The sequence below is a fragment of the Chordicoccus furentiruminis genome, assembly GCF_019355395.1.
GTDB classification, from domain to species: Bacteria; Bacillota; Clostridia; order Lachnospirales; family Lachnospiraceae; genus Chordicoccus; species Chordicoccus furentiruminis.
The window spans coordinates 1,053,673-1,076,657 of the sequence record NZ_CP048829.1 but is presented as its reverse complement, the minus strand read 5'-3'; the positions used below and the strand labels follow the sequence as shown (position 1 = coordinate 1,076,657).

21 protein-coding genes and 2 tRNA genes are annotated in these 22,985 nt (G+C 59.3%); 17 read left to right on the top strand and 6 right to left on the bottom strand.

All coding sequences use genetic code 11. The annotated features are described in order from the left end of the window. Positions 1 to 21: 21 nt before the first annotated feature. A complete protein-coding gene (aroF, locus tag G4C92_RS05125; protein ID WP_274941510.1) occupies positions 22 to 1,026 on the top strand; it encodes a 3-deoxy-7-phosphoheptulonate synthase in 1,005 nt (334 codons plus the stop codon). Between the two features lie 18 nt (positions 1,027 to 1,044). Next, positions 1,045 to 1,908, top strand: a complete 864-nt coding sequence (locus G4C92_RS05120; RefSeq protein WP_274941509.1) for a prephenate dehydratase — start codon at positions 1,045 to 1,047, stop codon at positions 1,906 to 1,908. 80 nt (positions 1,909 to 1,988) lie between these two features. Here G4C92_RS05120 and G4C92_RS05115 read toward each other — a convergent pair whose 3' ends face one another. Together G4C92_RS05115 and G4C92_RS05110 are read right to left on the bottom strand one after the other, a co-directional pair. Further along, positions 1,989 to 2,696, bottom strand: a complete 708-nt coding sequence (locus tag G4C92_RS05115; RefSeq protein WP_274941508.1) for a Crp/Fnr family transcriptional regulator — start codon at positions 2,694 to 2,696, stop codon at positions 1,989 to 1,991. Between the two features lie 26 nt (positions 2,697 to 2,722). Beyond that, positions 2,723 to 4,135 carry an ISL3 family transposase gene (locus tag G4C92_RS05110; protein ID WP_408611719.1) on the bottom strand — a complete coding sequence of 471 codons (1,413 nt, stop codon included), beginning with the start codon at positions 4,133 to 4,135 and terminating at the stop codon, positions 2,723 to 2,725. Positions 4,136 to 4,654: 519 nt separating this feature from the next. Here G4C92_RS05110 and G4C92_RS05100 point away from each other — a divergent pair. The 3 genes from G4C92_RS05100 (at position 4,655) to G4C92_RS05090 (ending at position 6,939) form a co-directional block, all read left to right on the top strand. After that, positions 4,655 to 5,308 (top strand): cupin domain-containing protein, encoded by a 654-nt coding sequence (locus tag G4C92_RS05100; RefSeq protein WP_274941507.1) that lies wholly within the window; start codon positions 4,655 to 4,657, stop codon positions 5,306 to 5,308. A gap of 40 nt (positions 5,309 to 5,348) precedes the next feature. Then, a complete protein-coding gene (eno, locus tag G4C92_RS05095; protein ID WP_274941506.1) occupies positions 5,349 to 6,650 on the top strand; it encodes a phosphopyruvate hydratase in 1,302 nt (433 codons plus the stop codon). A gap of 100 nt (positions 6,651 to 6,750) precedes the next feature. Further along, positions 6,751 to 6,939, top strand: a complete 189-nt coding sequence (locus G4C92_RS05090; RefSeq protein ID WP_274941505.1) for a ferredoxin — start codon at positions 6,751 to 6,753, stop codon at positions 6,937 to 6,939. A 175-nt stretch (positions 6,940 to 7,114) separates the two neighbouring features. Here G4C92_RS05090 and G4C92_RS05085 read toward each other — a convergent pair whose 3' ends face one another. Next, entirely contained in the window at positions 7,115 to 8,056 is a 942-nt protein-coding gene (locus G4C92_RS05085; RefSeq protein ID WP_274941504.1) for an L-lactate dehydrogenase, read from the bottom strand. A gap of 210 nt (positions 8,057 to 8,266) precedes the next feature. Between G4C92_RS05085 and G4C92_RS05080 the strand changes: the two genes are divergently transcribed. The 5 genes from G4C92_RS05080 (at position 8,267) to G4C92_RS05060 (ending at position 14,653) form a co-directional block, all read left to right on the top strand. Next, positions 8,267 to 9,490, top strand: a complete 1,224-nt coding sequence (locus tag G4C92_RS05080) for a glycosyltransferase family 2 protein (RefSeq protein WP_274941503.1) — start codon at positions 8,267 to 8,269, stop codon at positions 9,488 to 9,490. 201 nt (positions 9,491 to 9,691) lie between these two features. Then, positions 9,692 to 12,094, top strand: coding sequence for a pyridoxamine 5'-phosphate oxidase family protein (locus G4C92_RS05075; protein ID WP_274941502.1), 2,403 nt, complete (start codon positions 9,692 to 9,694; stop codon positions 12,092 to 12,094). Beyond that, a complete protein-coding gene (locus tag G4C92_RS05070) occupies positions 12,084 to 13,328 on the top strand; it encodes a DUF3810 domain-containing protein (RefSeq protein WP_274941501.1) in 1,245 nt (414 codons plus the stop codon). Before G4C92_RS05075 ends, G4C92_RS05070 begins: the two co-directional genes overlap by 11 nt. Positions 13,329 to 13,331: 3 nt before the next feature. Further along, on the top strand, positions 13,332 to 14,423 hold the full coding sequence (arsB, locus tag G4C92_RS05065) for an ACR3 family arsenite efflux transporter (RefSeq protein WP_274941500.1): 1,092 nt from the start codon (positions 13,332 to 13,334) through the stop codon (positions 14,421 to 14,423). Further along, on the top strand, positions 14,420 to 14,653 hold the full coding sequence (locus G4C92_RS05060) for a thioredoxin family protein (RefSeq protein WP_274941499.1): 234 nt from the start codon (positions 14,420 to 14,422) through the stop codon (positions 14,651 to 14,653). The genes arsB and G4C92_RS05060 overlap by 4 nt, the downstream gene beginning before the upstream one ends. Positions 14,654 to 14,815: 162 nt before the next feature. Here G4C92_RS05060 and asnA read toward each other — a convergent pair whose 3' ends face one another. After that, positions 14,816 to 15,823, bottom strand: coding sequence for an aspartate--ammonia ligase (gene asnA / locus G4C92_RS05055; RefSeq protein ID WP_274941498.1), 1,008 nt, complete (start codon positions 15,821 to 15,823; stop codon positions 14,816 to 14,818). Positions 15,824 to 16,005: 182 nt separating this feature from the next. Here asnA and G4C92_RS05050 point away from each other — a divergent pair. The 3 genes from G4C92_RS05050 (at position 16,006) to G4C92_RS05040 (ending at position 18,396) form a co-directional block, all read left to right on the top strand. Beyond that, positions 16,006 to 16,078 (top strand) — tRNA-Val (locus tag G4C92_RS05050). Between the two features lie 217 nt (positions 16,079 to 16,295). After that, positions 16,296 to 17,612, top strand: a complete 1,317-nt coding sequence (locus G4C92_RS05045; protein ID WP_274941497.1) for a glycerophosphodiester phosphodiesterase family protein — start codon at positions 16,296 to 16,298, stop codon at positions 17,610 to 17,612. A 64-nt stretch (positions 17,613 to 17,676) separates the two neighbouring features. Beyond that, complete coding sequence (locus G4C92_RS05040; RefSeq protein ID WP_274941496.1) at positions 17,677 to 18,396, top strand: phosphatase PAP2 family protein; 720 nt, start codon at positions 17,677 to 17,679, stop codon at positions 18,394 to 18,396. A gap of 167 nt (positions 18,397 to 18,563) precedes the next feature. Here G4C92_RS05040 and G4C92_RS05035 read toward each other — a convergent pair. After that, positions 18,564 to 18,635, bottom strand: a tRNA-Val gene (locus G4C92_RS05035). Between the two features lie 292 nt (positions 18,636 to 18,927). Between G4C92_RS05035 and G4C92_RS05030 the strand changes: the two genes are divergently transcribed. Together G4C92_RS05030 and G4C92_RS05025 are read left to right on the top strand one after the other, a co-directional pair. Further along, positions 18,928 to 19,518: a manganese efflux pump MntP gene (locus G4C92_RS05030; protein WP_274941495.1), complete on the top strand. Its 591-nt coding sequence runs from the start codon at positions 18,928 to 18,930 to the stop codon at positions 19,516 to 19,518. A 137-nt stretch (positions 19,519 to 19,655) separates the two neighbouring features. After that, complete coding sequence (locus G4C92_RS05025) at positions 19,656 to 21,101, top strand: radical SAM protein (RefSeq protein WP_330654799.1); 1,446 nt, start codon at positions 19,656 to 19,658, stop codon at positions 21,099 to 21,101. 227 nt (positions 21,102 to 21,328) lie between these two features. Here G4C92_RS05025 and G4C92_RS05020 read toward each other — a convergent pair whose 3' ends face one another. Continuing rightward, a complete protein-coding gene (locus tag G4C92_RS05020) occupies positions 21,329 to 21,916 on the bottom strand; it encodes a TetR/AcrR family transcriptional regulator C-terminal domain-containing protein (RefSeq protein ID WP_274941494.1) in 588 nt (195 codons plus the stop codon). Positions 21,917 to 22,144: 228 nt separating this feature from the next. Between G4C92_RS05020 and acpP the strand changes: the two genes are divergently transcribed. Both acpP and G4C92_RS05010 read left to right on the top strand, forming a co-directional pair. Further along, positions 22,145 to 22,381 carry an acyl carrier protein gene (gene acpP / locus G4C92_RS05015; RefSeq protein WP_274941493.1) on the top strand — a complete coding sequence of 79 codons (237 nt, stop codon included), beginning with the start codon at positions 22,145 to 22,147 and terminating at the stop codon, positions 22,379 to 22,381. A 60-nt stretch (positions 22,382 to 22,441) separates the two neighbouring features. Then, positions 22,442 to 22,969, top strand: coding sequence for an acetyl-CoA carboxylase biotin carboxyl carrier protein (locus G4C92_RS05010; protein ID WP_274941492.1), 528 nt, complete (start codon positions 22,442 to 22,444; stop codon positions 22,967 to 22,969). Positions 22,970 to 22,985: the final 16 nt, after the last annotated feature.

The following is a 22,985-nucleotide window of genomic DNA, read 5'->3' as shown; positions in this document are numbered from 1 at the left end:
TTTATGTCAGGGAGGTAAGACATGATCGTCATTCTGAAGGAACATCCGGACAGGGCCCAGCTCGATCATCTGCTGTCGTGGCTGAAGGAACGCCATATCGAGGTCCATCCCACCGTGGGGCAGCACCAGACGATTCTCGGCCTCATCGGCGACACGTCTTCCATCGACATGGACCTGATCTCGGCGCTCGATATCGTCGAGGATGTGAAGCGGGTTCAGGAGCCATATAAAAATGCAAACCGCAAGTTTCATCCCTCCGATACGGTGATCCGGGTCGGAGATGCCGTGATCGGGGGCGGCACGCTCACGCTGATCGCCGGACCCTGCTCCGTGGAGTCCGAGGAGCAGATCGTCGGCATCGCAAAGGCGGTGAAGGCGGCCGGGGCGACGGTCCTCCGGGGCGGCGCCTTCAAGCCCCGCACCTCGCCCTACTCCTTTCAGGGACTGGAGGCGGAAGGCATCCGGCTGCTGCTGAAGGCGAGAGAGGCCACCGGCCTCCCGATCTGCACGGAGATCATGGACGCGAGCCAGCTTCCGCTGTTCGAGGACATTGATATCCTTCAGGTCGGCGCACGGAACATGCAGAATTTCTCTCTGCTGAAGGCGCTCGGGAGAACGAGAAAGCCGGTTCTCCTAAAGAGAGGGATGGCCGCCAGCTATCAGGATCTGCTGATGAGCGCGGAGTACATTCTCGCCGGGGGCAATCCCAACGTGATCCTCTGCGAGCGGGGGATCCGGACGTTCGAGACTTATACGAGAAACACCCTCGACCTTGCCTGCATCCCGTCGCTCAAGACGCTGTCCCATCTCCCGGTGATCATCGATCCGAGCCATGCCACCGGACGGTCCGCGCTGGTTCCCTCGATGGCGCAGGCGGCTGTGGCGGCCGGCGCCGACGGGCTCATCATTGAGGTGCACAATGATCCGGCTCACGCAAGATGCGACGGGCCGCAGTCGATCACGCCGGACGCGTTTGAGCGGCTGGCGCGGCGGCTCGGAAAAATCCGGGCGGCGCTCGCGGACTGAGGACGAAAAGGAGAGGTTATGGAAGAAACGAACCGGGGAAGAGGACTTGTGATCGCCTGTCAGGGTATCCGGGGCGCCTATTCGCAGATCGCGGCCGAACGGCTGTTTCCGGAGGGGAGCTTCTTGTACTTTCGGAATTTCGACGCCGTCGCGAGGGCGGTGAGAGAGGATCTCTGCGACTTCGGGCTTCTCCCCATCGAGAACAATACCTACGGATCCGTGAAGCAGGTCTATCAGATACTGGGAAGGCAGGACATCTCCATCGTCCGCGGCTACCGTCTGAGAATCCGGCATCAGCTGCTGGCGAAGCCGGGCACCCGGCTGAAGGATCTGACCGCGGTCTGCTCCCATGAGCAGGCGCTGGGTCAGTGCGCGGCGTTTCTTCACTCGCTCGGCGAGCACGTGAAACAGGTGCCCTGTCTCAACACCGCGGTGGCGGCCCGGATGGTGGCCGGATCCGAAGAACCGGGCATCGCGGCCATCTCCTCTCCGGAGTGCGCGGACCTCTACGGTCTTGAGGTGCTGAAGCGCCGGATCGCGGACAGCGATCACAACTACACCCGTTTCCTCTGCATCGCGAAGGAACCCCGGGTGAGCGGGGACGCGGACCGGATCTCGCTGATCCTTTCCCTTCCGCACCGGCCGGGCGCACTCGCCGGCGTGCTGGACCGTTTCGCCCGGGAACACATCAACCTCTGGAAGATCGAGAGCGCGCCGATCCCAGGACGGGATTTTGAGTTCCGCTTCTATATTGATATCGAAGGCTCCGTGAGGGATCCGAAGGTGCAGGGGATTCTTGACTCGCTGAAGGCGGACTGTCCCGAGTTCCGTTTCCTCGGCAATTACCGCGAGGAAATCGACGGCGGAGAGGCGGCGGACTGAACGGATCCGGCTTCCGGATGCGGGACGTCCGGGCCGGATCCGGAGCGGCCGGAAGCGCAAAGAGCGAACAGGTGAGCCGCTTACCCGCTCAGAAGATCCTGAAGCGCTTCGGGATCGAGAATATCCACTTTTTTGTCCGTGCACCGGATCAGACCCGTCTCTTCCATTTTCTTCAGCTCCCGGTGGAGGGAGGGGCGTGAGACATTCATCAGCAGGGCCCACTGCGTGACGGATCCCGGAACCGGAACCGTCCGGCTTCCGCGCTTCCGGCATTCGATGAGGAGCCAGAAGGCGGCTTTCTGTGAGATGCCGTGGTAGGAGTACAGCTCGATCCGCTGCTGCAGGTAATAGGCTGCGGAAGAAATGCCGGTCGTGAAGTTCTCCAGTATCCTGAGATCCTTCTGCAGCAGACGGAGCAGATCCTCTCTCCGGAACATCAGAATCGTCGAGGACTCGAGCGCGACGACGTCACAGGGATAGACCCTTGATTCGGAAAATGCGGCTGCCGGCCCGAGCATCCCGCCTGGTCCCCGGGTCGATACGTTGATCTGGCTCCCGTTCGGGAAGGCTTTCTGCGCCTGCACGCGCCCGCTGAGCACGATGCCGATGCGCTCAGCCGGATCCATCAGATGAAAGATCGTCTCTTCCTTCTCATAATACTGCAGCACATGCGGCGTCTCCCCGAGAAGCGTCCGTACTTCGGAGGCGGAAAGCCCTCTGAAGAGCGAGCTGTCTGACAGCGCCTGATCGGGCAGGGCGATCTTTCTGTCTGCTCCTTTTTCCTTCATGTCAGTGTCCTTTTCTTTTTAAAGCTTCAATCACAAATCTTATGGGATAAGGGGTTGCGAATATAACCCTTCCTGCTGGCGTCAAACAGCCTGAGGAAGAAATAATCGTCATCCGGAAGTCCGTAGGCCTGTCGCCGTAAGACTTTGATCTTGTTGTTGATGCCCTCCATCTTGCCAGAGGAGATTTTATAAGTTGCATGGGCTATGATGCCCTCAAAGTGGTTTCCAAGGAGTCTTCCGAACCACTGAAGATGACTGTTTCCGGATGCACTGCAGGTATCCATGATCCAGGTGATGTCATCCGCCATACGGGCTTCATCAGTGCGGGTGTAGGAAAGAGACAGACGCTCCTTAATCAGATCAAGCGTGAACAGAAGCTTGTTCTGACTGAGAAGTTCGTCATATCTTGCTTCATAACCCTCTTTCCGGACGTACTCTTCCTTGGGAAAGATGGAACCGGACCGGCTGATCGGCTCACCTGTCCTGGCTTGCGCATCTTTCGCCTGAAGCGTTGATCGACTTGACATCAGGATGTAACGGGTCTTTTTTAAAGCCCTTGCCTCCTCCATAAGGCCTTCCTCATACAGGCGGCGCTGCTCGTCCTTGCGGACTTCACTGACCACCTTGTCGTTGAAGTTCTTTACGATGTGGAAGTAATCGAACACCGGCTGTATCCAGGGGCATTTTTCCTCAAAAGCCTCCTGGAAATCGGAGTTCATGTCGCAGGCGACGGCCTCGACAGAGTCCATCCATTCCAGGCCGACATGGTCGATGAAGTCATAGACCACCTGCTTTTTCTTCCCATGGGAGATCCAGAGGATATGGCCGGTATCAAGATCTATGATGTGGGTGGCATAGCGGTGGCCGTTGTGGAGCTTGAACTCATCAATGGCAAGCATTTTTGCCGGCTGCTCCGGTCTGATCAGTTTCGTGCCGTCGATGGTATAGAGCTCCTTCAGGCGCTTAAGGTCTAAGGCTTTGACCGTGTTCTTTCCGAGCCCGGTGATCTCAGCTACCTGCTTGAGCGTGTAAGTGCCAAGTGCCAACAGATCCCTGGTATACTGGTACAGTTCCACAGATATCTGATGGCCGTCTGCTTTGAACGGAACAGACTGCATATGGGAATGTCCGCATTTGCAGATGAGCTGCACGCGGTCAAAATGGATCGCACTGAGGCTTCCGCCAAAGCAAAGATGCCGGAGCGTAAGATCCCGGTGACCGTTGATGTGCATACGGCTTCCACACTTTGGACATCTGCGGTCAGCATCCGCCAGATCGAGCTTGCCGTTAAAGCACAACACTTCGCGGCCGGAAGCTGCCCGGTGTACGCTTGTGTCAGAATTATTAAAGCCTTCCAGCCGGGAGGGGATGCTTAAAAAAGTATATCTGTTTTCAGAGAATGCCAGTTGTCCATCGGACTCAGTATGTGTATAATTCATGTACGGGCCACCGCCTTGTTGAGTTTGTACACTTCTGCCAGGAAATACAGTCTCAACTATAGACGATGGTCCTTTTTCTATGCAACTGTTTTTGGCCCGGTTTAAGGGCCGGGGCGTCCTTACGCCCCTTGATTACCCTGCCGCTCCTGGATGGAGCAGTGTCAGGGGAAGAAGGCCTTTTATGCTCACGCCCTTTGGGCGGGAGGGATAAATGGCCGGATGACCTTGACACTGGTACAGCCAGGTGCTACCTGAAATTACCTGGGATACCACCTATCCCATAAGAAAAGTGATTGACCCTTTTTAAACCGTATCGATCTGAAAAACAGCATGCGGAAGAGTAAGCCGGCCGATGGTGATGGGCGGCTGCATGCTCCTCTTTCTCCATTATACATAAAATTTTCTTCCTGAGTGTATCCGGAGATACAGAATTGAGCCGGCTTTTTGTATATGATGCAGTCAGAACGGAAGAGGAAAGTCAGAAGGACGGAACGAATCCGTTCGGAAAGGCGGCACAGGATGAAAGAAAAGACAGGAGAAGTCTTCTCGATCGCGAAGGACAACGCACCGGTCAGAGGGTGCACCGTCTCGAGAGAAGTTTCCGGCGGAACCAATCCGGCAACGTACTATTCGCTTGCGGAAAACACGGATATCAGCGCGGAGATCCATCCATATCACAAGCTGATTCTGGTGAGCGAAGGGAAACTTTCGGTATACGGGCATGGAGAAGGCCGGCGGGAGGCCGGCGCGGGCGAGGGAATTCTGACACCGGCCGGCGTCCCGGTGGGTGTCAGAGCGCAGAAGGATACAGTTTATACGGAGATTCAGGTTCGGAAGGAGGACTATATGAACGAAGCGGTACAGGCAGGGGAAGTTTTCAAACTGGCCGATCTGGTCCCTTATCAGGAGGGGAAGATCGTGAATATGGATCTGGTGCACAGCGACGGGATGAAGTTCGTGGTGATGGCCTTCGACAAGGGCACCGGACTATCGGAGCACGCGGCGCCGGGCGAGGCGCTCATCTTCGCGCTTGACGGAGAGGGCGTCATCGGGTATGAAGGAAAGGAGCATGTGATCCGCGCGGGGGAAAACTTCCATTTCGCGAAGGGCGGCCTCCATTTTGTCAAAGCGACGGAGCGGTTCAAGATGGCCCTGTTTCTGACGCTGGAATGAACGCGGCGTGCAGGTTGAGACTGACAGAAAGGAGAACGGGATGAGGAAAGATCTTCAGATTGTGAAGGTATACGGAAGAGAGATCATCGACTCGAGGGGCAATCCGACGGTTGAGGCGGAGGTGACGCTGGCGGACGGAACCGTCGGACGGGGCGCTTCGCCCTCCGGCGCTTCGACCGGGGAATTCGAGGCGCTGGAGCTGAGGGACGGCGATCCGACACGGTTCGGGGGAAAAGGTGTCTCGAAGGCTGTCGGGAACATCAACCGCATCATCGCGCCGGCTCTTGCCGGAGCGGATGTGTCCGATCTCTACGGGACGGACCGGACGATGATGGAACTGGACGGGACGAAGGATAAATCCAATCTCGGGGCCAACGCGATTCTCGCGGTATCCATTGCTACGGCCAGAGCGGCGGCGACGTCTCTGCACCTTCCGCTGTACCGCTATCTCGGCGGCGCGGGCGCGATCGTTCTCCCGGTTCCGATGATGAATATTCTGAACGGCGGGGCGCACGCGTCCAATTCCGTCGACACCCAGGAGTTTATGATCATGCCGGTCGGGGCGCCGGATTTCAGAGAAGGACTCCGCTGGTCGACCGAGGTCTTTCACGCGCTCGCGAAGCTGCTGAAGGAGGAAGGCAGGACGACTTCCGTCGGTGACGAGGGCGGCTTCGCGCCGGATCTCGGGAGTGACGAGGAAGCGATCGCGCATATCCTGGAGGCGGTCCGCCGGGCCGGATACGAACCGGGGCGGGATTTCGTCCTGGCGATGGATGCGGCGGCCTCGGAGTGGAAGAGCGAGAAGGGCAAGGGATTCTACCGGCAGCCGAAATCCGGCCGGGAGTTCACCTCGGACGAGCTGATCGCGCACTGGAAGAAGCTGACAGACACCTATCCGGTCTGGTCCATCGAGGACGGGCTTGATGAGGAAGACTGGGAGGGCTGGCAGCGGATGACCCGGGAGCTGGGCGGCAGAGTTCAGCTTGTCGGCGACGATCTCTTCGTGACGAACACGGAGCGTCTGAAGAAAGGCATCGCGCTCGGCGCGGGCAACGCCATTCTCATCAAGCTGAATCAGATCGGTTCGGTCAGCGAGACGATCGATGCGGTCCGGATGGCGCAGAACGCGGGAATGCGCGCGATCGTGTCGCACCGTTCGGGTGAAACCGAGGATACGACCGTCGCGGATCTCGCGGTGGCGCTCGGCGCGGGCGAGATCAAGACCGGCGCGCCGTCCCGCTCCGAGCGGGTGGCCAAGTACAACCAGCTGCTCCGGATCGGGGAGGAAATCGGAAGAGCCGCGGTTTATCCCGGAAAGCAGGCGTTCCGCTTCAGCCGGTAACAGCGGTCCTGTGCGGAGCGGAAAAACAGAAGAATACGCGGCGGGGCGGACGGCGGGAAGCCGTCCGCCCCGGACGCCGTCATCAAAAGGAGGAAATGCAATGAAATACGTGGTCAGTGAGGAATGCATCGGATGCGGACTCTGCGAGGCGACATGCCCGGCGGTCTTCTCGATTGCGGACGACGGGAAGGCGAAGGCGATTGAGGAGGATGTTCCGGCCGGATCGGAGGCCGACGCCGAGGAGGCCATGAACGGATGCCCGGTCGGCGCGATTTCGCGGGCGGACTGACGGCTGAGACGGAAAGACTGAAACGCGGCGGGGATGCCGCCGGGCTGAGAAGACCCGGCGGCATCCCCGCCGCTTCGCGGAAGGAAAGAAAATAAAAAAGGCTCTTCCGGTCAGGGAAGAGCCCTGTCTGCATCCGGGCCGCGGAATGACACGGCATGCATTTTCGATCAGAAGATCAGATGTTGAGACCCGCGGTGATTTCCTTCAGAGACTCGCCGCTCTTCACGAACTCGGCGATCTCTTCCTCGGACATATTCGGGGTGTTCACGGATTCGATGCCTTTCGCGCCCAGCACGCAGGGCAGGGAGAGGCAGACGTTCTCGAAACCGAACTCACCGTGCAGCATGGTGGACAGCGGGAGAACCGCCTTGGCATCGTGGATGATGACATTGCAGACATACGCCGTGACGACGGAGACTGCGTAGAAGGTGGCGCCCTTCAGCTTGATGACCTGGCCGCCCGCTCCGTGGACATGATCCAGAAGGATCTCATGGCTCGGAATCTCGAGGCCGCGGCTGCTGAAGTAGCTGTCGAACTTCTCGCTGTAGATCGTGCCGTTGGACCAGGGGATCATCGCGGTCGCGCCGTGTTCGCCGTAGACGTTCAGATGGACGTTTTTCGGACTGACCTTCGCGTACATCGAGACTTCATTGCGGAGACGGGCGGTGTCAAGAAGACATCCGGTACCGATGACCTGATTTTCAGGAAGGCCGGAGATTTTCAGAATCGTGTAGGTGATGATGTCGACCGGGTTGGAGACGACGACGTACTTCGCATCCGGCGCGTATTTGACGACCTGAGGGATCACCGACTCGATGATGGAGACGTTGCCGCGTGCCAGATCAAGACGGGTCTGGCCGGGTTTCCGGGCCGCGCCCAGCGTGAAGATCACGATGTCGGAATCGGCTGTATCGGCGTAATCCCCGTCGATGACGTCCACCGGCATATCCATCACGGACGCGCCCTGACGGATATCAAGCGCCTCGCCCTTTGCCTTGTCCTTCGCGATATCCACCAGAACGATCTGCGAAGCAAGTCCCTGAACTGCGATTGTGTGCGCGACGGCGGAACCGACTCTGCCGGCACCGAGGATACTGATTTTAACGCCTCTGTTCATGATAATCCTCCTAGTGATTGGTTAACGCCTGAGCCAATAGTAGCTGATTTTAATCGATATTTCAATATCTTTATTTCGGTCCTGCAAATTCAATTGTACACGTTTCCGTGCATGCTTTCAAGCGGGAGCGGCGGTCCGGTTTGCCAAGTGTGTTGAAATAGTGTACAATGAACCGACAGCATAAAATACGATTAAGAAAGTTACGATATGATGACACCGGTGATCGCTTTTTTTATCACGCTGCAGATCATTGCGACTCTGCTGCTCGCCTGGTCCGGCTTTGTGGCGTTCTTCGGACTGATGAAAAAGAAAGAGCCTCACGGACCCGGCGAACCGAAGCAGCGTTTCGCCGTGGTGATCTGTGCGCGCAATGAGGAAAAGGTCCTCTGTCATCTGCTCAATTCGCTCCGGGATCAGGATTATCCGATGGACAAGTGGCATGTCTATCTTCTCGCCGATCACTGCACGGACCGGACGGCGGAGGTTGCCCGCCAGTATCCCTTTGTCACGGTGTACGAACGGTTCGACGGGCCGCAGTCGGGCAAGGGCGCAGTTCTCGCATGGGGGATCGCGAAGATTCTCAGGGAGAAGGGGGATACCTTCGATGCCTTCCTTGTCTTTGATGCGGACAACATCGCAAAGTCCGACTTCATGAGCCGGATCAACGAGCATTTGAACAAGGGGAATGACGTCGTGCAGGGCAACCGACTTGCGGGAGAGCCATTCCGCACGTTCATCACCCAGTGGTACGCGCTCTACTGGCCGCTGTATTCCTTCATCTATTCCTATCCGAGGGAGAAACTGCGCCTTTCCTGCTTCCTGACGGGCACCGGCTTCGCCGTGAAGAAGTCTCTGCTGGAGGCGCACGGCTGGTCCACTCATACGATCACGGAGGACGTGGAGTACGCGTTCCAGCAGTGCCTCCGGGGCTCGAGAGCGGCGTTCTGCGTGGACGCAGTATGCTATGATGAACAGCCGTCCTCCTTTATGGTGATGATGAGGCAGCTTGCCCGCTGGTGCACGGGAAGCTACCAGATCTTCGCCAGCTACTTCGGCAAATGGTGCAAAGCCTTTTTCCGCAGGCCGTCGGTCCGTCTCGTCGACAATCTGGCGCTGCTTCTGACCGGACCCTGCTCGATCGTCATCATGATTTGTACGGTCGTCGTCTACGTTCTGTTCCTTTCGACTTTCCATTATGCCTGGCTGTTTCAGATTATCATGCTGGCTCTCTCCTATATCGCCTCGATTTTTGCCGCCGCGCTGACGGCGAGATATGTGGGGATCCGCATCCGGAAGGTAATGCCGGGGATTTTCACTTTCCCGGTTTTTCTTCAGCTTTATACGCTCTGCTCACTCTATTCCCTGATCTTTCCCCAGAAGCGCTGGAAGCCGATTGCGCATGAGGGAATTTCGGAGGAGGATGAAGATGAATGAGAACAGATGCGGGACATGCAGCCGCAGGCCGGAAAGGCTGCGGCCGGACCGGAAGCGCAGCGCGGCATGACACGCTTGCGGCCGGATGAACGGACAATGGGCATACCACGGAGAATCCGGGCCGTGTGCATGCTGTTATGACATGTCGGAACGGCGCGGACAGCCCGCGGGTTCCATAAGTAACGGAAAGGACGATAAGACATGATCAAGACGTTGCTTCTCTACGACGGCCGGATGAGCTCCGCGGAGCGCATCGCGGACAGGCTCTGCTACCTGATCGGCAACGCACGCGTCGCAGAGATCACGGAGGCGCCGGAGGATCTGACGCCTTACGAAGGCTTCTGCTTCGTCTTCAATTTTTACGGAACGGTGACGGCCGGACGGACAAGATCCTATCTGACAGCTCACGCTCACGCGATTGACGGCAGGCGGATCATTATGGTCGGCATCGGTTTCTCCGATCTCGGCTACACGAAGTATGTCACGGATTCCGAGAAGGCGGCTGGCATCAGCGGCATTTCCGGTATTTTCATCCAGTCCGAGAACGAGACGCTCCGGGCCGGCTACGAGATCGGACGGATCCTTCACGAGCCGGTCAACGAGATGGAGGAGCACAAGCTGATGGACCGGATCGAGTCGTTCATCCGAAGTCATCAGATGCTGGCGCTGGCCACCGCAGGCCAGGGCTATGTGCGCTGTACGCCGCTGGAGTATATGTATCTCGACCGGGTGTTCTACGTCATCACGGAGGGCGGAAACAAGTTCCGTGGCATTCTGGAGAACGGAGACGTCTCCGCGGCGATCTTTGATCCGATCGGACGGACGGGCCGCCCGGTCGTGTCGCTGCAGATTCTGGCGAAGGCGGCGCCGGTGCCGGTAGGAAGCGATGAGTACCGGATCGCGATGGCCGCACGGGGACTGACGGAGCAGAAGCTGGATCAGATGCCGGTGACGCTGTTCCTTCTTAAAATTGTGCCGCTTCGCTACGAGTTCCTCAACACCGCGTTCACGGATGAGGGATATGACGCGAAGCAGCTGATCGACACGGAATTCCGCCGCAAGACGTGGGAGGCCGGTGCGGCGTACGCGACGAAGGAGGAGGCAAGACGCGCGGCGAAGGCTTCCGCCGGTCTGAAGGCCGAGGCGGCTGCGGCGAAGGCGAACCGGGAGGCGGAGAAGCTCCGGATTCCGGACGTGACGGAGGAGCCGGCGGTGAGCGAGGCGGACGCCGATGCGGCCAAGGTCGTGAAGGAGATCTTCACGGAGGTGGAGACGGCGCCGGAAGAAACCGGGGAGACGGCGGACGTGACGGAAGACGCGGCGGAACCGGCTGCGGATCTGTCGGCGGAAACATCCGTGCAGCCGTCGGACGAGGATGACAGAGATACCGGTGCGCCGGCGGAGGTATCGGCGCAGCCGTCGGACGAGGATGACAGAGACGGGAACCGGGCCGGTGAGGATCTGTCCGCGCCGGTGACGGACGGGACGGAACAGCCCGATGAACCGCTGCCCGAAGTGACGGGGCCGGAGGAAGCGGCCGGTCCGGATCCGGAGGCGGAGGAGGTCACGGGAACCGTCGAGCCGACGGAAGCGGAGGAGCCTTCCGTCGAGGCGATCTTTGCCTCTGAGATCGAAGAGGACGCCGGAAACGAACCGGATGAGGCGGGGGCGGACGAGGCATTCGCCTTCGAGGCGGACGTCTACGGGCCGGAAACGGAAGATGCCGGCGTTGAAGAGGAAGAGGAGCCGGAGAACGGCGAAATCATCGACGGCGAGGCGGACGCGGAGCCGGAGGACGGCGAAATCGCCGGCGGCGAGGCGGAAGAGGAGCCGGAGGACGGCGAAATCGCCGGCGGCGAGGCGGCGGAGGAGCCGGAAGACGGCGAAATCATCGACGGCGAGGCGAAAGAAGAGCCGGAGGACGGCGAAAGCGCCGGCGGTGAGGCGGACGCGGAGCCGGAGGACGCAGAACGTGAGCCGGCTGACGGCGGAACGGCGCCGATCCGTCCGCCGTTCCGGCCTGAGGACAATGACTCCGATTTCCTCCGGAGTCCGCTGATCGATACCCAGCATCTTCCCCAGATCGATATGAGCGTGCTTGAGCCGGACGGAGCATCCGCTCATCCGGCGTCGGGCGAGAGGGACGAAGAGAACGGAAAGCCGGACGAACCGGATATGCCGTTCGCGGCGGACCTTGAGAAGGACGGGCGGGAGGAAGCCGCGGCTCCTTCTGAAACCGAAGAGTCGGAAAAGAAAGAGGAGAAACACTTCGGGCTCGCGGAGCTCGAGGCGATGGAGGACGAGGAAGAGGCCGAGAACGAGCTCGACGAGGAGGCGTACGAGCGGCAGCTGGCCGAGCTGCGCCGAAAGGCCGGCCGGCCGGAGGGCGGCCGTAGGCCGGCGCGGAGAAGCCGGACCGGCGCGGCGCATCGTGAGACTTCTTCCGCGACGGAACGGGTGGAAAAACCGGACGCGAAGAGCAGCCGGAAGAGCCGGCCGGGCCGCGCATCCCGGAGGAAGCCGGCAGGCTTTTTCACCCGTCTGAAGGAACTGCTGCTCATCGAACCGGAGGACGGCGAATCCGGAGACGAGGATGAAGAGTAAACGCAGAAACGGGAGACGGGCTGCCTTCGCCGCCGGCGCGGGATGCTGGGCGGCCGGTCTGGCGACGGCGCTTTCAGCCCGGCTGATTCCGGGCTTTGCGGATCAGTATCTGGAGAGAATGAATGCCTTCTGGGTGAACACACTCGGAAGGCTTTCTTCGTCTGTCCCCTGGTCTGTCTGTGAGCTGCTGCTGTACATTACCTCGGCGCTGGCCGCGGTCTGGCTGATCCGTCTGCTTTCCGGGCTGGTCCGGCGAAGAGAAGGGGTGCGCCGCTGTCTTCAAAGCGGACTCCTCTTTGTCATCCTGGCCGGCGGAATCGGCTTCTTTCTCTACGAGTGCGGCGAGGACGTGTATTTCTGCACGACGCCGTTCGCGGAGAAGTACGGATTCGGGGAAGGAAGCTATACGACGGAGGAGCTGACGGCTGTCTGCGGGACGCTTGTCCGGCGCTGCAACCGGTACGCGGGGCTTGTCAGTCGGGAGGGGGAGAAGACAGAGGCGGCCTCCGCTGCTGACCCGGATCAGACGGGAACAAGCCGTTCCGCTGCGGACCCCGTTCAGACGGAGAAAAACCGTGCCGCGGCGAAACCGGCTTTGCCGGGGGAGCCGGATCCCGACGCAGGGCAGATGCTCGTCTCGCCGGATGCGGAGGAACGCGCCCGCCGGGCGGTTTCCGCGCTGGGCGCCGCTTATCCCGAGCTGCGGGGCTATATTGTCCGCCCGAAGGGCGTGCTCTGCTCCCGCCTCCTTTCGCTCGCCCGCTTCTCCGGCATCTGGACGGCCGTGACCGGTGAGGCCCATTACAACCGGGACATGCCGCAGTACAACCGCCCGTTCTCGATCTGCCATGAGCTCGCGCACTCGAAGGGTATTCTCCGTGAAAACGAGGCGAATCTGATCGCCTATCTCGCCTGCTCCCGGTCGGAGGACCCGGATTTCCGCTACAGCGCGGCGCTGAGCGGATGGATTTACTGCGGAAACGAGCTGTACCGGCGGGACCGGGCCGCCTGGAAGCGGCTCTCGGAGACTCTCGCACCTTCCGTCCGGCTCGACCTCGAGGCGAACACGGCGTTCTGGCGCGCCTATGACGGTGCTGCCGGGCGGACGGCGGAGCGGCTGAATCATGCTTATCTGAAAAGCAAGGGGATCCGGTCGGGCGCGGAGAGCTACGATCAGGTCGTGGATCTCATCATTTCCTGTGAGAAAGAGAACCGGATGAGTCTGGCGGACTGATTTATGCCTCATCATATTGATAAATGTAAATATGAGAAGAAAAACGAGGACATCAGCTTTTTTCAGAGATATCTGACCGTGTGGGTGCTTCTGTGTATGGCCGTCGGCGTGCTGACCGGGCATTTTCTTCCGGCCGTGCCTCACACGCTCGGCCGGATGCAGGTGGCGGGGATTTCGATCCCGATCGCGGTTCTGATCTGGATCATGATTTATCCGATGATGATCAGGGTCGATTTCCAGAGCATCCGGGAAGTGGGGAAGAACCCGAAGGGGCTGTTCGTGACCTGGATCGCGAACTGGCTGATCAAGCCCTTTACCATGTACGGCCTGGCCTGGCTGTTTCTGACTGTGATATTCAGACCCTTCATTTCGCCGGAGCTGGCCACCCGGTATCTCGCCGGCGCCGTGCTTCTCGGCGCGGCGCCCTGTACGGCCATGGTCTTCGTCTGGAGCACGCTGACACATGGGAACCCTGCCTACACGGTAGTTCAGGTCGCGACGAACGATCTGATCATTCTGGTCGCATTCGTTCCGATCGTGAAATTCCTGCTTGGCGTATCCGATGTGACCGTGCCTTACAGCACGCTGTTCGTCAGCATCTTCCTTTTTGTCGTGATCCCGCTCGCGGCCGGCGCTCTTACGAGAGCCGTCGTCACAAGAGCAAAAGGACAGCGGTATCTGGAGGAGGTGTTTGTCCACCGGTTCGACCATGCGACGACGGCCGGACTGCTTCTGACGCTGGTTATCATCTTTGCGTCACAGTCGGAGGTGATTCTCTCCAATCCGCTCCATATCGTTCTGATCGCGGTGCCTTTGATCATCCAGACGTTTCTGATTTTCTTCATTGCCTTTGGAGCGGCAAAGCTCGTCGGACTGCCTTTTGACATCGCAGCGCCCGCGGGTCTGATCGGAGCGTCGAATTTCTTTGAACTGGCGGTTGCGATCGCGCTCTTCGGCACGACGAGTCCGGCGGCGCTCGCGACGACGGTCGGCGTGCTGACGGAAGTGCCGGTGATGCTGACGCTTGTCAGAATCGCGAACCGGACGCAGAAACGTTTTCAGCAGACATCATCATATACAGGAGGCAGAACATGAATATCAAGGTTCTCGGAGGCGGATGCAGTAAATGCGAGGCGCTGCTGGCGAATACGAAAAAAGCGGCGGCGGAGAGGGGCGTTGACGCGGAGATCGAGTACATCACAGACTTCTCTGTCATCGCGGGATACGGCATCATGAGCACACCGGCGCTCATGATCGACGGAAAGGTCGTCTCTTCGGGCCGGGTCCTGAATGAGAAGCAGATCGGGAAGCTCCTCGGCCACTGACCGGAAGAACCGGCCGGAAAGCCGGACGGGGAAGATCGGAAGGCGATCCGCCGGATTGGGCGTGAAATAAGAGAAACGGAAGGACAGTCTGGCATAAGAGGACCCCGGCTTCGCGGTGAAGCCGGGGTCCGGTTTTCGGGACAGGGCGCGGCACCGTTGCTTTTACAGCAGCGTCACGCCGTGAGCGCGGCATTCCTCCCGCATCGCCTCCGGCCAGATCGAGGCCTGCACTTCGCCGATGTGCACGCGGCCGAGCAGCAGCATGCAGAGCCTTGACTGGCCGATACCGCCGCCGATGGTGAGCGGAAGCCGGCCGGCGGCCAGCGCCTTGTGGTAGGGCAGCTCCTTGCGGTACTCGCAGTTGGCGGCCTTCAGCTGCTTCGCGAGCGAGTCAGGATCGACGCGGATTCCCATGCTCGAGATCTCCAGCGCGCAGTGCAGCGGCTCGAACCAGAACAGGATATCGCCGTTCAGGTTCCAGTCGTCGTAGTCCGGCGCGCGGCCGTCATGCGGCTTGCCGTCGGCCAGAGGCCAGCCGATATGGCTGACGAACACCGCACCGGTTTCCCGGGCGATGCGGTCCTCCCGCTCCTTCCGGGTCCGATCCGGCCAGCGCTTCTCCAGCTCCTCCGAGGAGACGAACGCGATTTCATCCGGCAGATGGTAGACCGCGTTCGGGTAGCGGTACCAGACCTCATGCTCGGCATGCTTTATGATCCGGAAGATGCTCTTCACGACGGACCGGAGGAAAGCCTCCGTCCGGTCCTCCTTCGTGATCACCATCTCCCAGTCCCACTGATCCACGTAGCAGGAATGGAGATTGTCCAGATCCTCGTCTCTCCGGATCGCGTTCATGTTGGTGTAGAGACCCTCGCCCGGCTGAAAGCCGTACTGACCCAGCGCGTAGCGCTTCCACTTCGCGAGGGACTGCACCACCTCGAAGGTTTCGCCGGGGATGGATTTCATGTCAAATGCAACCGGCCGCTCCACGCCGTTCAGGTTGTCGTTGAAGCCGGATGACTGGGAGACGAACAGAGGGGCGGAGATGCGCTCCAGGTGCATTTCCTTGCCGAATTCCTTCTGGAACAGGTCCCGGATGAACTTGATGGCGTCCTGTGTTTCCCGGACAGTCATATGGGGATCATAGTGATCGGGCAGATTCAGACTCATATCACTCCTTCTTTCTTCTTGACGGACGGCCGGCAGAGCCGGCGGCCGTCCGCACGGGTCGGATTCCTCCTCATCATACTACGAGGACGCAGAAAAAGGCAATGATCATGAAAAAAGTGATTGCCTTGCGGGAAATGCTGTGGTACAATGCTTTCTGTTGACAGCGCGGCTGTCATGGATACGGAACGTTAGCTCAGCTGGGAGAGCATTCGCTTGACGTGTGAAAGGTCACAGGTTCGAGCCCTGTACGTTCCACTTCGAAGCCCCGAGGATGATGCCTCGGGGCTTTTCTTGACGATGCCGGCTTTTCTGCTATATCATGGAAGCACATGCATGCCGCGTCCGGAACCGTACGGGCCGAACGCGGCGGTGAGACGCTCCGGCGGTCTGCCTCGTGCCATTAGGCCGCGGCGGGCAGGCTGCGGAGGCGCCCGGAACATCAGATAGCCATTGCGGCCGTGAGGATGAAGGCATGCAGATCCTTGTATATGTCGTTTTTGCTCTTGCGGTTTGCTGGATTCTCGCCGTCTGGCCCGGAGAAGGCCGGAAGGAGCGGATGGAGGTGTTCGGACGGCGGCTGATCGCCCACCGCGGCCTGCACGACAACGGCGGGCCGGCACCGGAGAACACGATTCCCGCCTTCGCGGCGGCGGTCGCGGCGGGATATGGCGTGGAGCTGGATGTACGGGAGGCGGATGACGAGACGCTGGTGGTGTCCCACGACGACACGCTGAAGCGCACGGCCGGGCAGGACCGCGACATCAGCGGGATGACCTGGAGGGAGCTTCGGGACATCCGGCTGTTTCATTCGGAGGAACGGATTCCGCTGTTCGAGGAGGCGCTCGGGACGGTCGCCGGCCGGGTGCCGCTGATCGTCGAGGTCAAGTGCGAGAATCTGAGCCGGGTCGAGCCGCTCTGCTCCCATGTGGCGGAAGCGCTGGACGTGTATCAGGGTCCGATGTGCATCGAGTCATTCAATCCGATGGTACTGCGCTGGTTCCGAAAGAACCGCCCGGAGACGCTCCGCGGGCAGCTGTCTGAAAAATATACGGGGCTTTCGTTTCCGTGGATCATCTGCGGGTTCCTCGCCAGCTGCTGCGCGGGTAATTTCTTCACGAAGCCGGATTTCATCGCGTGGAACTGGAAGCAGACCGGGCTGATGCGTTTCCGGATTCTTCGGGATTTGTTCCATGCGACGACCGCGGCATGGACGGTGCGTTCACCGGAGGTGATCAGGAAGCTTTCGCAGGATTATGACATTTTCATCTGCGAGGGCTTTCTCCCGGAAACGGCGCAGACAGGATCACCGTCGGACAACAGCGGTCCGGAGTGCCGGAACACCGGCGAGGGAGGGAGACGTACACCGCGTGCGGCGGATCCGGGAGAGACGGTCGGCGGAAGGAAGGGTATTCCGGACTGGAACGGGGAAGCGCGGGATCGGTGTCTCACGGATGCAGATTCCGGAAAGAACGGCAAGGCGGCCCGGAGCAGGAGAAGAAGGGAAAAAGCGATGCGGGATGTCATACGAAAGCATCTGCTGGTCAGCGGCCAGGTGACCGCAGTTGGTTTCCGGTACCGGGCCACATGGATCGCCCAGTCACTGGGCGTGACCGGATGGGTGAGAAACGTCTGCGACGATCGGGTCGAGATGGAGATCCAGGGGCCGCGGTCCGTGCTCGACGAGATGATGACCCGTCTCGGAGAGCAGCGCTTCATCGAGATTACGGATGTTGAGGAGCAGATCATTCCGGCGGAAGAGCATGAGTATGAATTCAAGGTGCGGTACTGAGCGGCGGGCAGCGGATCGAACCGCGCTTTCGGAGCGGACGGACGATCGGGGAAGACAGCGGCGGATGAAACTGGTGAAGGCGTTTTTCGGATGGACGAGAGAGAATGATCTGGACCATGTGTGGCCGCTGATCTTCTATCTGCTTGCGTATCTGGTTTGGTTCCATATTATCGAGATCGTACCAAGGGCGCACTATGTTCAGGTCATTCTGGCGGTTGACCGGTTCATTCCCTTCAACGAGTGGTTCGTGATCCCCTATCTTTCGTGGTTCCTTTTCATCACGATTGGAATTGTGTATGTCTATCTGACGGACCGGACGTGCTTCGACGAGCTGGCGACCTCTCTTATGACCGGGATGACGGTGTTTCTTCTGATCTCCACGTTTATCCCGAACCGCCAGCCGCTCCGTCTGTATGAGATGCCGAGGGATAACGTGCTGACGAGGATGGTGGCGGCTGTCTGGCGGTCGGATACGCCGACGAATGTATTCCCCAGCATTCATGTATTCAACACGACCGCGGTGCTGGTCGCACTCAGCCGGACGAGGCGGAAGCGCCCCATTGCGCTTCCGAAATTTCTCGGGATGACAGTCTGGGGACTGCTGATCATTCTGTCGACGGTCTACATCAAGCAGCATTCTCTGTTCGATGTGCTGACTGCGCTGGCGCTCAATCTGATCTGCTGGTACGCGGTTGACCGGAGAGGCCGTTTCTTCCGCTTCCGCCGGTGGGACAGGTGGGTCGAGCAACGGTACAGGGAGCGGGACAGCGAAGTCGGCGGCTGACGCGGTCAGGGGGGTATGACGGGATGGAATGAAATAAGGCCGGGGCATCGGGCGCCGGAAAAGCGGGACGGGAGATGGCTTTTCTCCCGTCCCGCTTTTCCGGCGGGCTCTGATGCCCCGGCCTTTCTGAACCGGCTTTTCTCTTTTGAAACTCCGGGCATGAAAAATGGACGGTACAGGACTCGAACCTGCAACCCCTCACACGTGAAGCGAGTGCTCTCCCATTGAACTAACCGTCCGAGAAGTATTCTAGCACCCTGCCCGATGAAAAGCAATGAAAAGTTTGACAGAATTGAAAAAATTTCGGGGACAGGCCGATGCCTGCTGAAGGCAGGCTGAAACAGGTATAAAGCAGACCGGGAGGGCGGCAAAAACCGGCGGCGTTCGGGGCGGGACGGCTGAAAACCGCAGGAAACAGGCTACAAACCCGATGATCTGTATCCGGCACCGGTACACATCGTTTCTATTGGCATACCGAAAACAGGCGTTCTTCCATATAATAAGTCTGAAACGGGAAAGGTGGTAGGACGGATGGGCCTCTGGCAACTGATTGTGATTTCCATCGGGCTGTCGCTCGACGTATTTGCATATTGTCTGTACCGGGGGGCGACTGTCTCGGAGATCAGGAAGACACGCTGCGCGGCGATGGTCGGGCTGTTCACGGGTTTTCAGATGGGCATGATGCTTCTTGGCAGCGCCATCACGATGATCCCGGCGATCCGGAGAGGGTACACCTCCGTGCAGTTTCTCTGGTCGTTTCTCGCGGCCTGCACGTTCTTCGTGCTCGGCATCACGATGATCACCAAGTCGGTGAAGAAGAGCCGAAGGCATCTGGAGGAGAAGAAACAGGACGAATTCCATGTGCGGGTCGTATTGTTCTGGGCGTTCCTCACGTCCATCGACGCGCTGATCGCGGGTGTCGGCTTCGGCTTCATGGGGCTTAAGCTGCTGCTCTCCGCGCTGATCGTCGGCGTGATCACGGCCGCCAGTGCGCTGGTCGGCGTCTTCTGCGGATTCTGGCTCGGCTACGGGCCGTTGAACCAGCTGGTCGCGGTAGGCGGATGCCTTGTGCTGATCGGCGGGGTGGATCTGCTGATCAACTATCTGTCGGCGGTCTTCTGAAGACCGCGGGGGCGTTCCGTTTTTTGGGGCGGCGGGTGCATTTCCCGATTCACCGGGGTTCACTTTGGGGTTCACTTTATAAATGGTAACAACAGCGCAGGCTGTCTGGTTTGTTCAAGAGAAAGGGAGAGAATATCGTGGCATCATTATCACATGCAGCAGAGCGTCAGGCGATGAACGTCTTACTGGAAGGTCTGATCCGGCATATCCGGAATACGGATGACAGGACCTCCGTCTATCTCAAGATCGTGGATCTCGCCGGATCCAAGTTCGGCAGGGCGGCCACGAAGGAAAAGCTGGACCAGGTCCGGGCGGCGATCAAGGATCCGGACAACCGCTGGTTCAAAATGATTGACAGGATTCTGGTGGAGACGGATCCGCATGTCGCGAAGATGACGCTTCTGAACCTCGGGTACGAGGCGTTCCTCAACGGGACGAAGGAGATCCGCGAGAACCGTGAGAAATACAACTGCAATATCCCGTGGCTGATCCTCTTTGACCCGACGCAGGCATGCAACATGCACTGCGTCGGCTGCTGGTCCGGCACCTACGGACACAAGAGCAACCTCACCTATGAGGAGATGGACAAGATCGTCACCGAGGGCAAGGCGCTGGGCGTGCATCTCTACATGATGACCGGCGGCGAGCCGATGGTCCGCAAGAAGGATGTGCTGAAGCTGATGAAGAAGCATCAGGACTGCCAGTTCGCGGCCTACACCAATTCGACGCTGATCGATCAGGCCCTCTGCGACGAGGTGAAGAAGCTGGGCAATATGATCTTCATGCTCTCCATCGAGGGAACGCCGGAGACCAACGACGCGCGCCGCGGAAACGGCCATTACCAGAAGGTAATGGAGGCGATGGATCTGCTGAAGAAGAACGGCATTCTCTTCGGCACCTCGATCTGCTACACGCGCCAGAATATCGAAGCGGTGACCAATGACGGCTTCCTGCGGATGCTGGCGGACAAGGGCGCGCACTTCGGCTTCTACTTCCACTACATGCCGGTCGGAAAGAACGCGGTGCTGGATCTGATGCCGACGGTGGAGCAGCGCCGGAACATGATCCACCGGATCCGTCAGGTCCGTTCGAACGACTGCGACATCGAGTTCTACCCGATGGATTTCCAGAACGACGGCGAGTATGTCGGCGGCTGCATCGCCGGAGGGCGGAACTATTTCCACATCAACGCCAACGGCGACGCGGAGCCCTGTGTGTTCATTCATTACTCGAATACCAACATCCGGGACAACACGATCCTCGAGATGCTGCAGAGCCCGCTGTTTATGGCCTATCACGAGGGCCAGCCGTTCAACCGCAACCATCTGCGCCCCTGCCCGATGCTGGAGAACCCGGAGCTTCTGAAGAAGATGGTGGAGGAGACCGGCGCGCACCAGACCAACGTCGAGGCGCCGGAGGAGGCCGACGAGCTCTGCGCCAAGACCGCCGCATACGCGAAGGCGTGGGCGCCTGTGGCAGCCGAGGAGTGGGCATCCGAGACGCATAAGAAGCCGACCTATGAGAATTACACAAAGGAGAAGAGAGAGCATCCGGAGCTGGCGGCCTTTGAGCATGTCAGCTGAGCGGAGCGGAAGAAAACGGGGCGGCGCAGCCGCCTGAGCTCCTGAAACGAATGAAGGTCCCGTGGGGGACGGAGTTTTACACTTCGTCCTCCACGGGACCTTTTTCGATACGGGCAGCGGATTCGCAGGTGCGGAAGAACGGGGCGTCCGGCAGCCGGCCGTTTCGGGTACTGACTCGCGCCGGAGATCATGCCGCAACGGGACCGCCTGCCGCGCCGCGGATCCGCTCAGTTCGTCGAGGCGCGCAGCCTTGACTCGCTCACCAGATCGAAGACGGAGTGGGAGAGCAGGTACTTGAACGCGTCGGCCAGCTGCTCGGCCGTCATGTCGCTGTCTGTCATCACCCAGCCCCGGATCGAGCAGATGAGGCCGCTGGTGTAGTATTCGGAAATCATCTCGCGGGTGAGATATTCGTACTTTCTGCTCATCGTCACGGAGAAGCGGTCCGCGAGGGTGAGAAACGTGCGGTAGACGTACTCATGGACGATATGGTCAAACGAGTTGGGCCCCGGTTCCATCTGATAGGCCCGACGGTAAAATTTTTTGTCCTTTCCGATACAGCGGCAGAACATCAGGATGGCGTCGGCTTCCATATTGTTGGCCAGCATCAGATCGACGCTGTCGGTGACAGTGGTCCGGAAAATCCACTCGAGTACTTCGTATTTATCCTGAAAATGCTTATAGAAGGTCGGGCGGATCAGCCCGGCCCGGTCTGTGATCATCTTGATCGTGATTTTATCGAAGGGCGTCGTGAGCATAAGCTCACGAAAACAGTCCGCCAGAAGCTCCTTCGTGAGATCCTTCTTTGTATCCATTCATACGGTCCTTCTGTGCTCCGCCCAGATCGCGGATGGGCAAATTATAGCATGCGGACGGCAGAGGGGCAAGAAGCGGCGGTGTTCCCGACGGTAAATTAAAAATATTTAGATAAATATATTGACACACAGACGGCCTGAGTAGTATAGTGCACACGCAACAGTTAAGTAAATAAATTTAACTAAATAACTGAAGAAAAAAGGTTTGCAAAGACAAAAGGAGCGCAAATGGGAACGTTTGAGAAGGTGAAGGCGATCATCATCGACACGCTGAATTTCGAGGGGGAGGACATCCGGCCGGAGTCTGATTTCTTCAAGGATCTGCAGGCGGATTCTCTGGATGTCGTGGAGCTGATGATGGCTCTCGAGGAGAATTTCGGCGTGACGATTCCGGATGAGGATCTTCTGAATCTCCACACGGTCGGCAGCGTAGTCGAGTACATCGACGCGCATCAGGCGGCCTGAAACGAAAAGCGGATCTCAGCCGGAACCGGTTCCGGCTGAGAATTTTTTGGAGGCGGGACCATGAAGATGGAACTGGACGATCTGATGAAGCTGATGAAGGCTTTCGGCGCATCGGATCTGAGTGAACTGAAATATTCCGATGGAACCGAGAACGTCCGGCTCAGACGGACAGACAGGGCGGCCGGCGAAAGAATGGAGAGAATGTCAGCCGGCTGTCCGGATACGGCGGAATCGGGAGCGGTGACGTCTCCGGCCCCGGTGACACGGACGCAGGCAGCGGCCGGTACCGGCCGGCAGGAACCGGGCCGTCCGGCCGCTCTCGAATCGGCGGGGAAGGAGGATCAGGGAAAAGCGGTGACCGTTCCGCTGGCGGGCATCTTCTACAGGGCCTCCAAGCCGGGGGCGAAGCCCTACGCGGAGGAGGGACGGCCGGTTAAGAAGGGAGACACCGTCGGTCTCATCGAGGCGATGAAGATGATGAGCGAGATCCCTTCTCCCTGTGACGGTGTAGTCCGGGAGTTCCGGATCGCAGATGGCGAATTCGCCGAGTACGGACGGGTCCTGATGGTGATTGACGAAAACGCGTGAGGCGGACGGGGGAGCG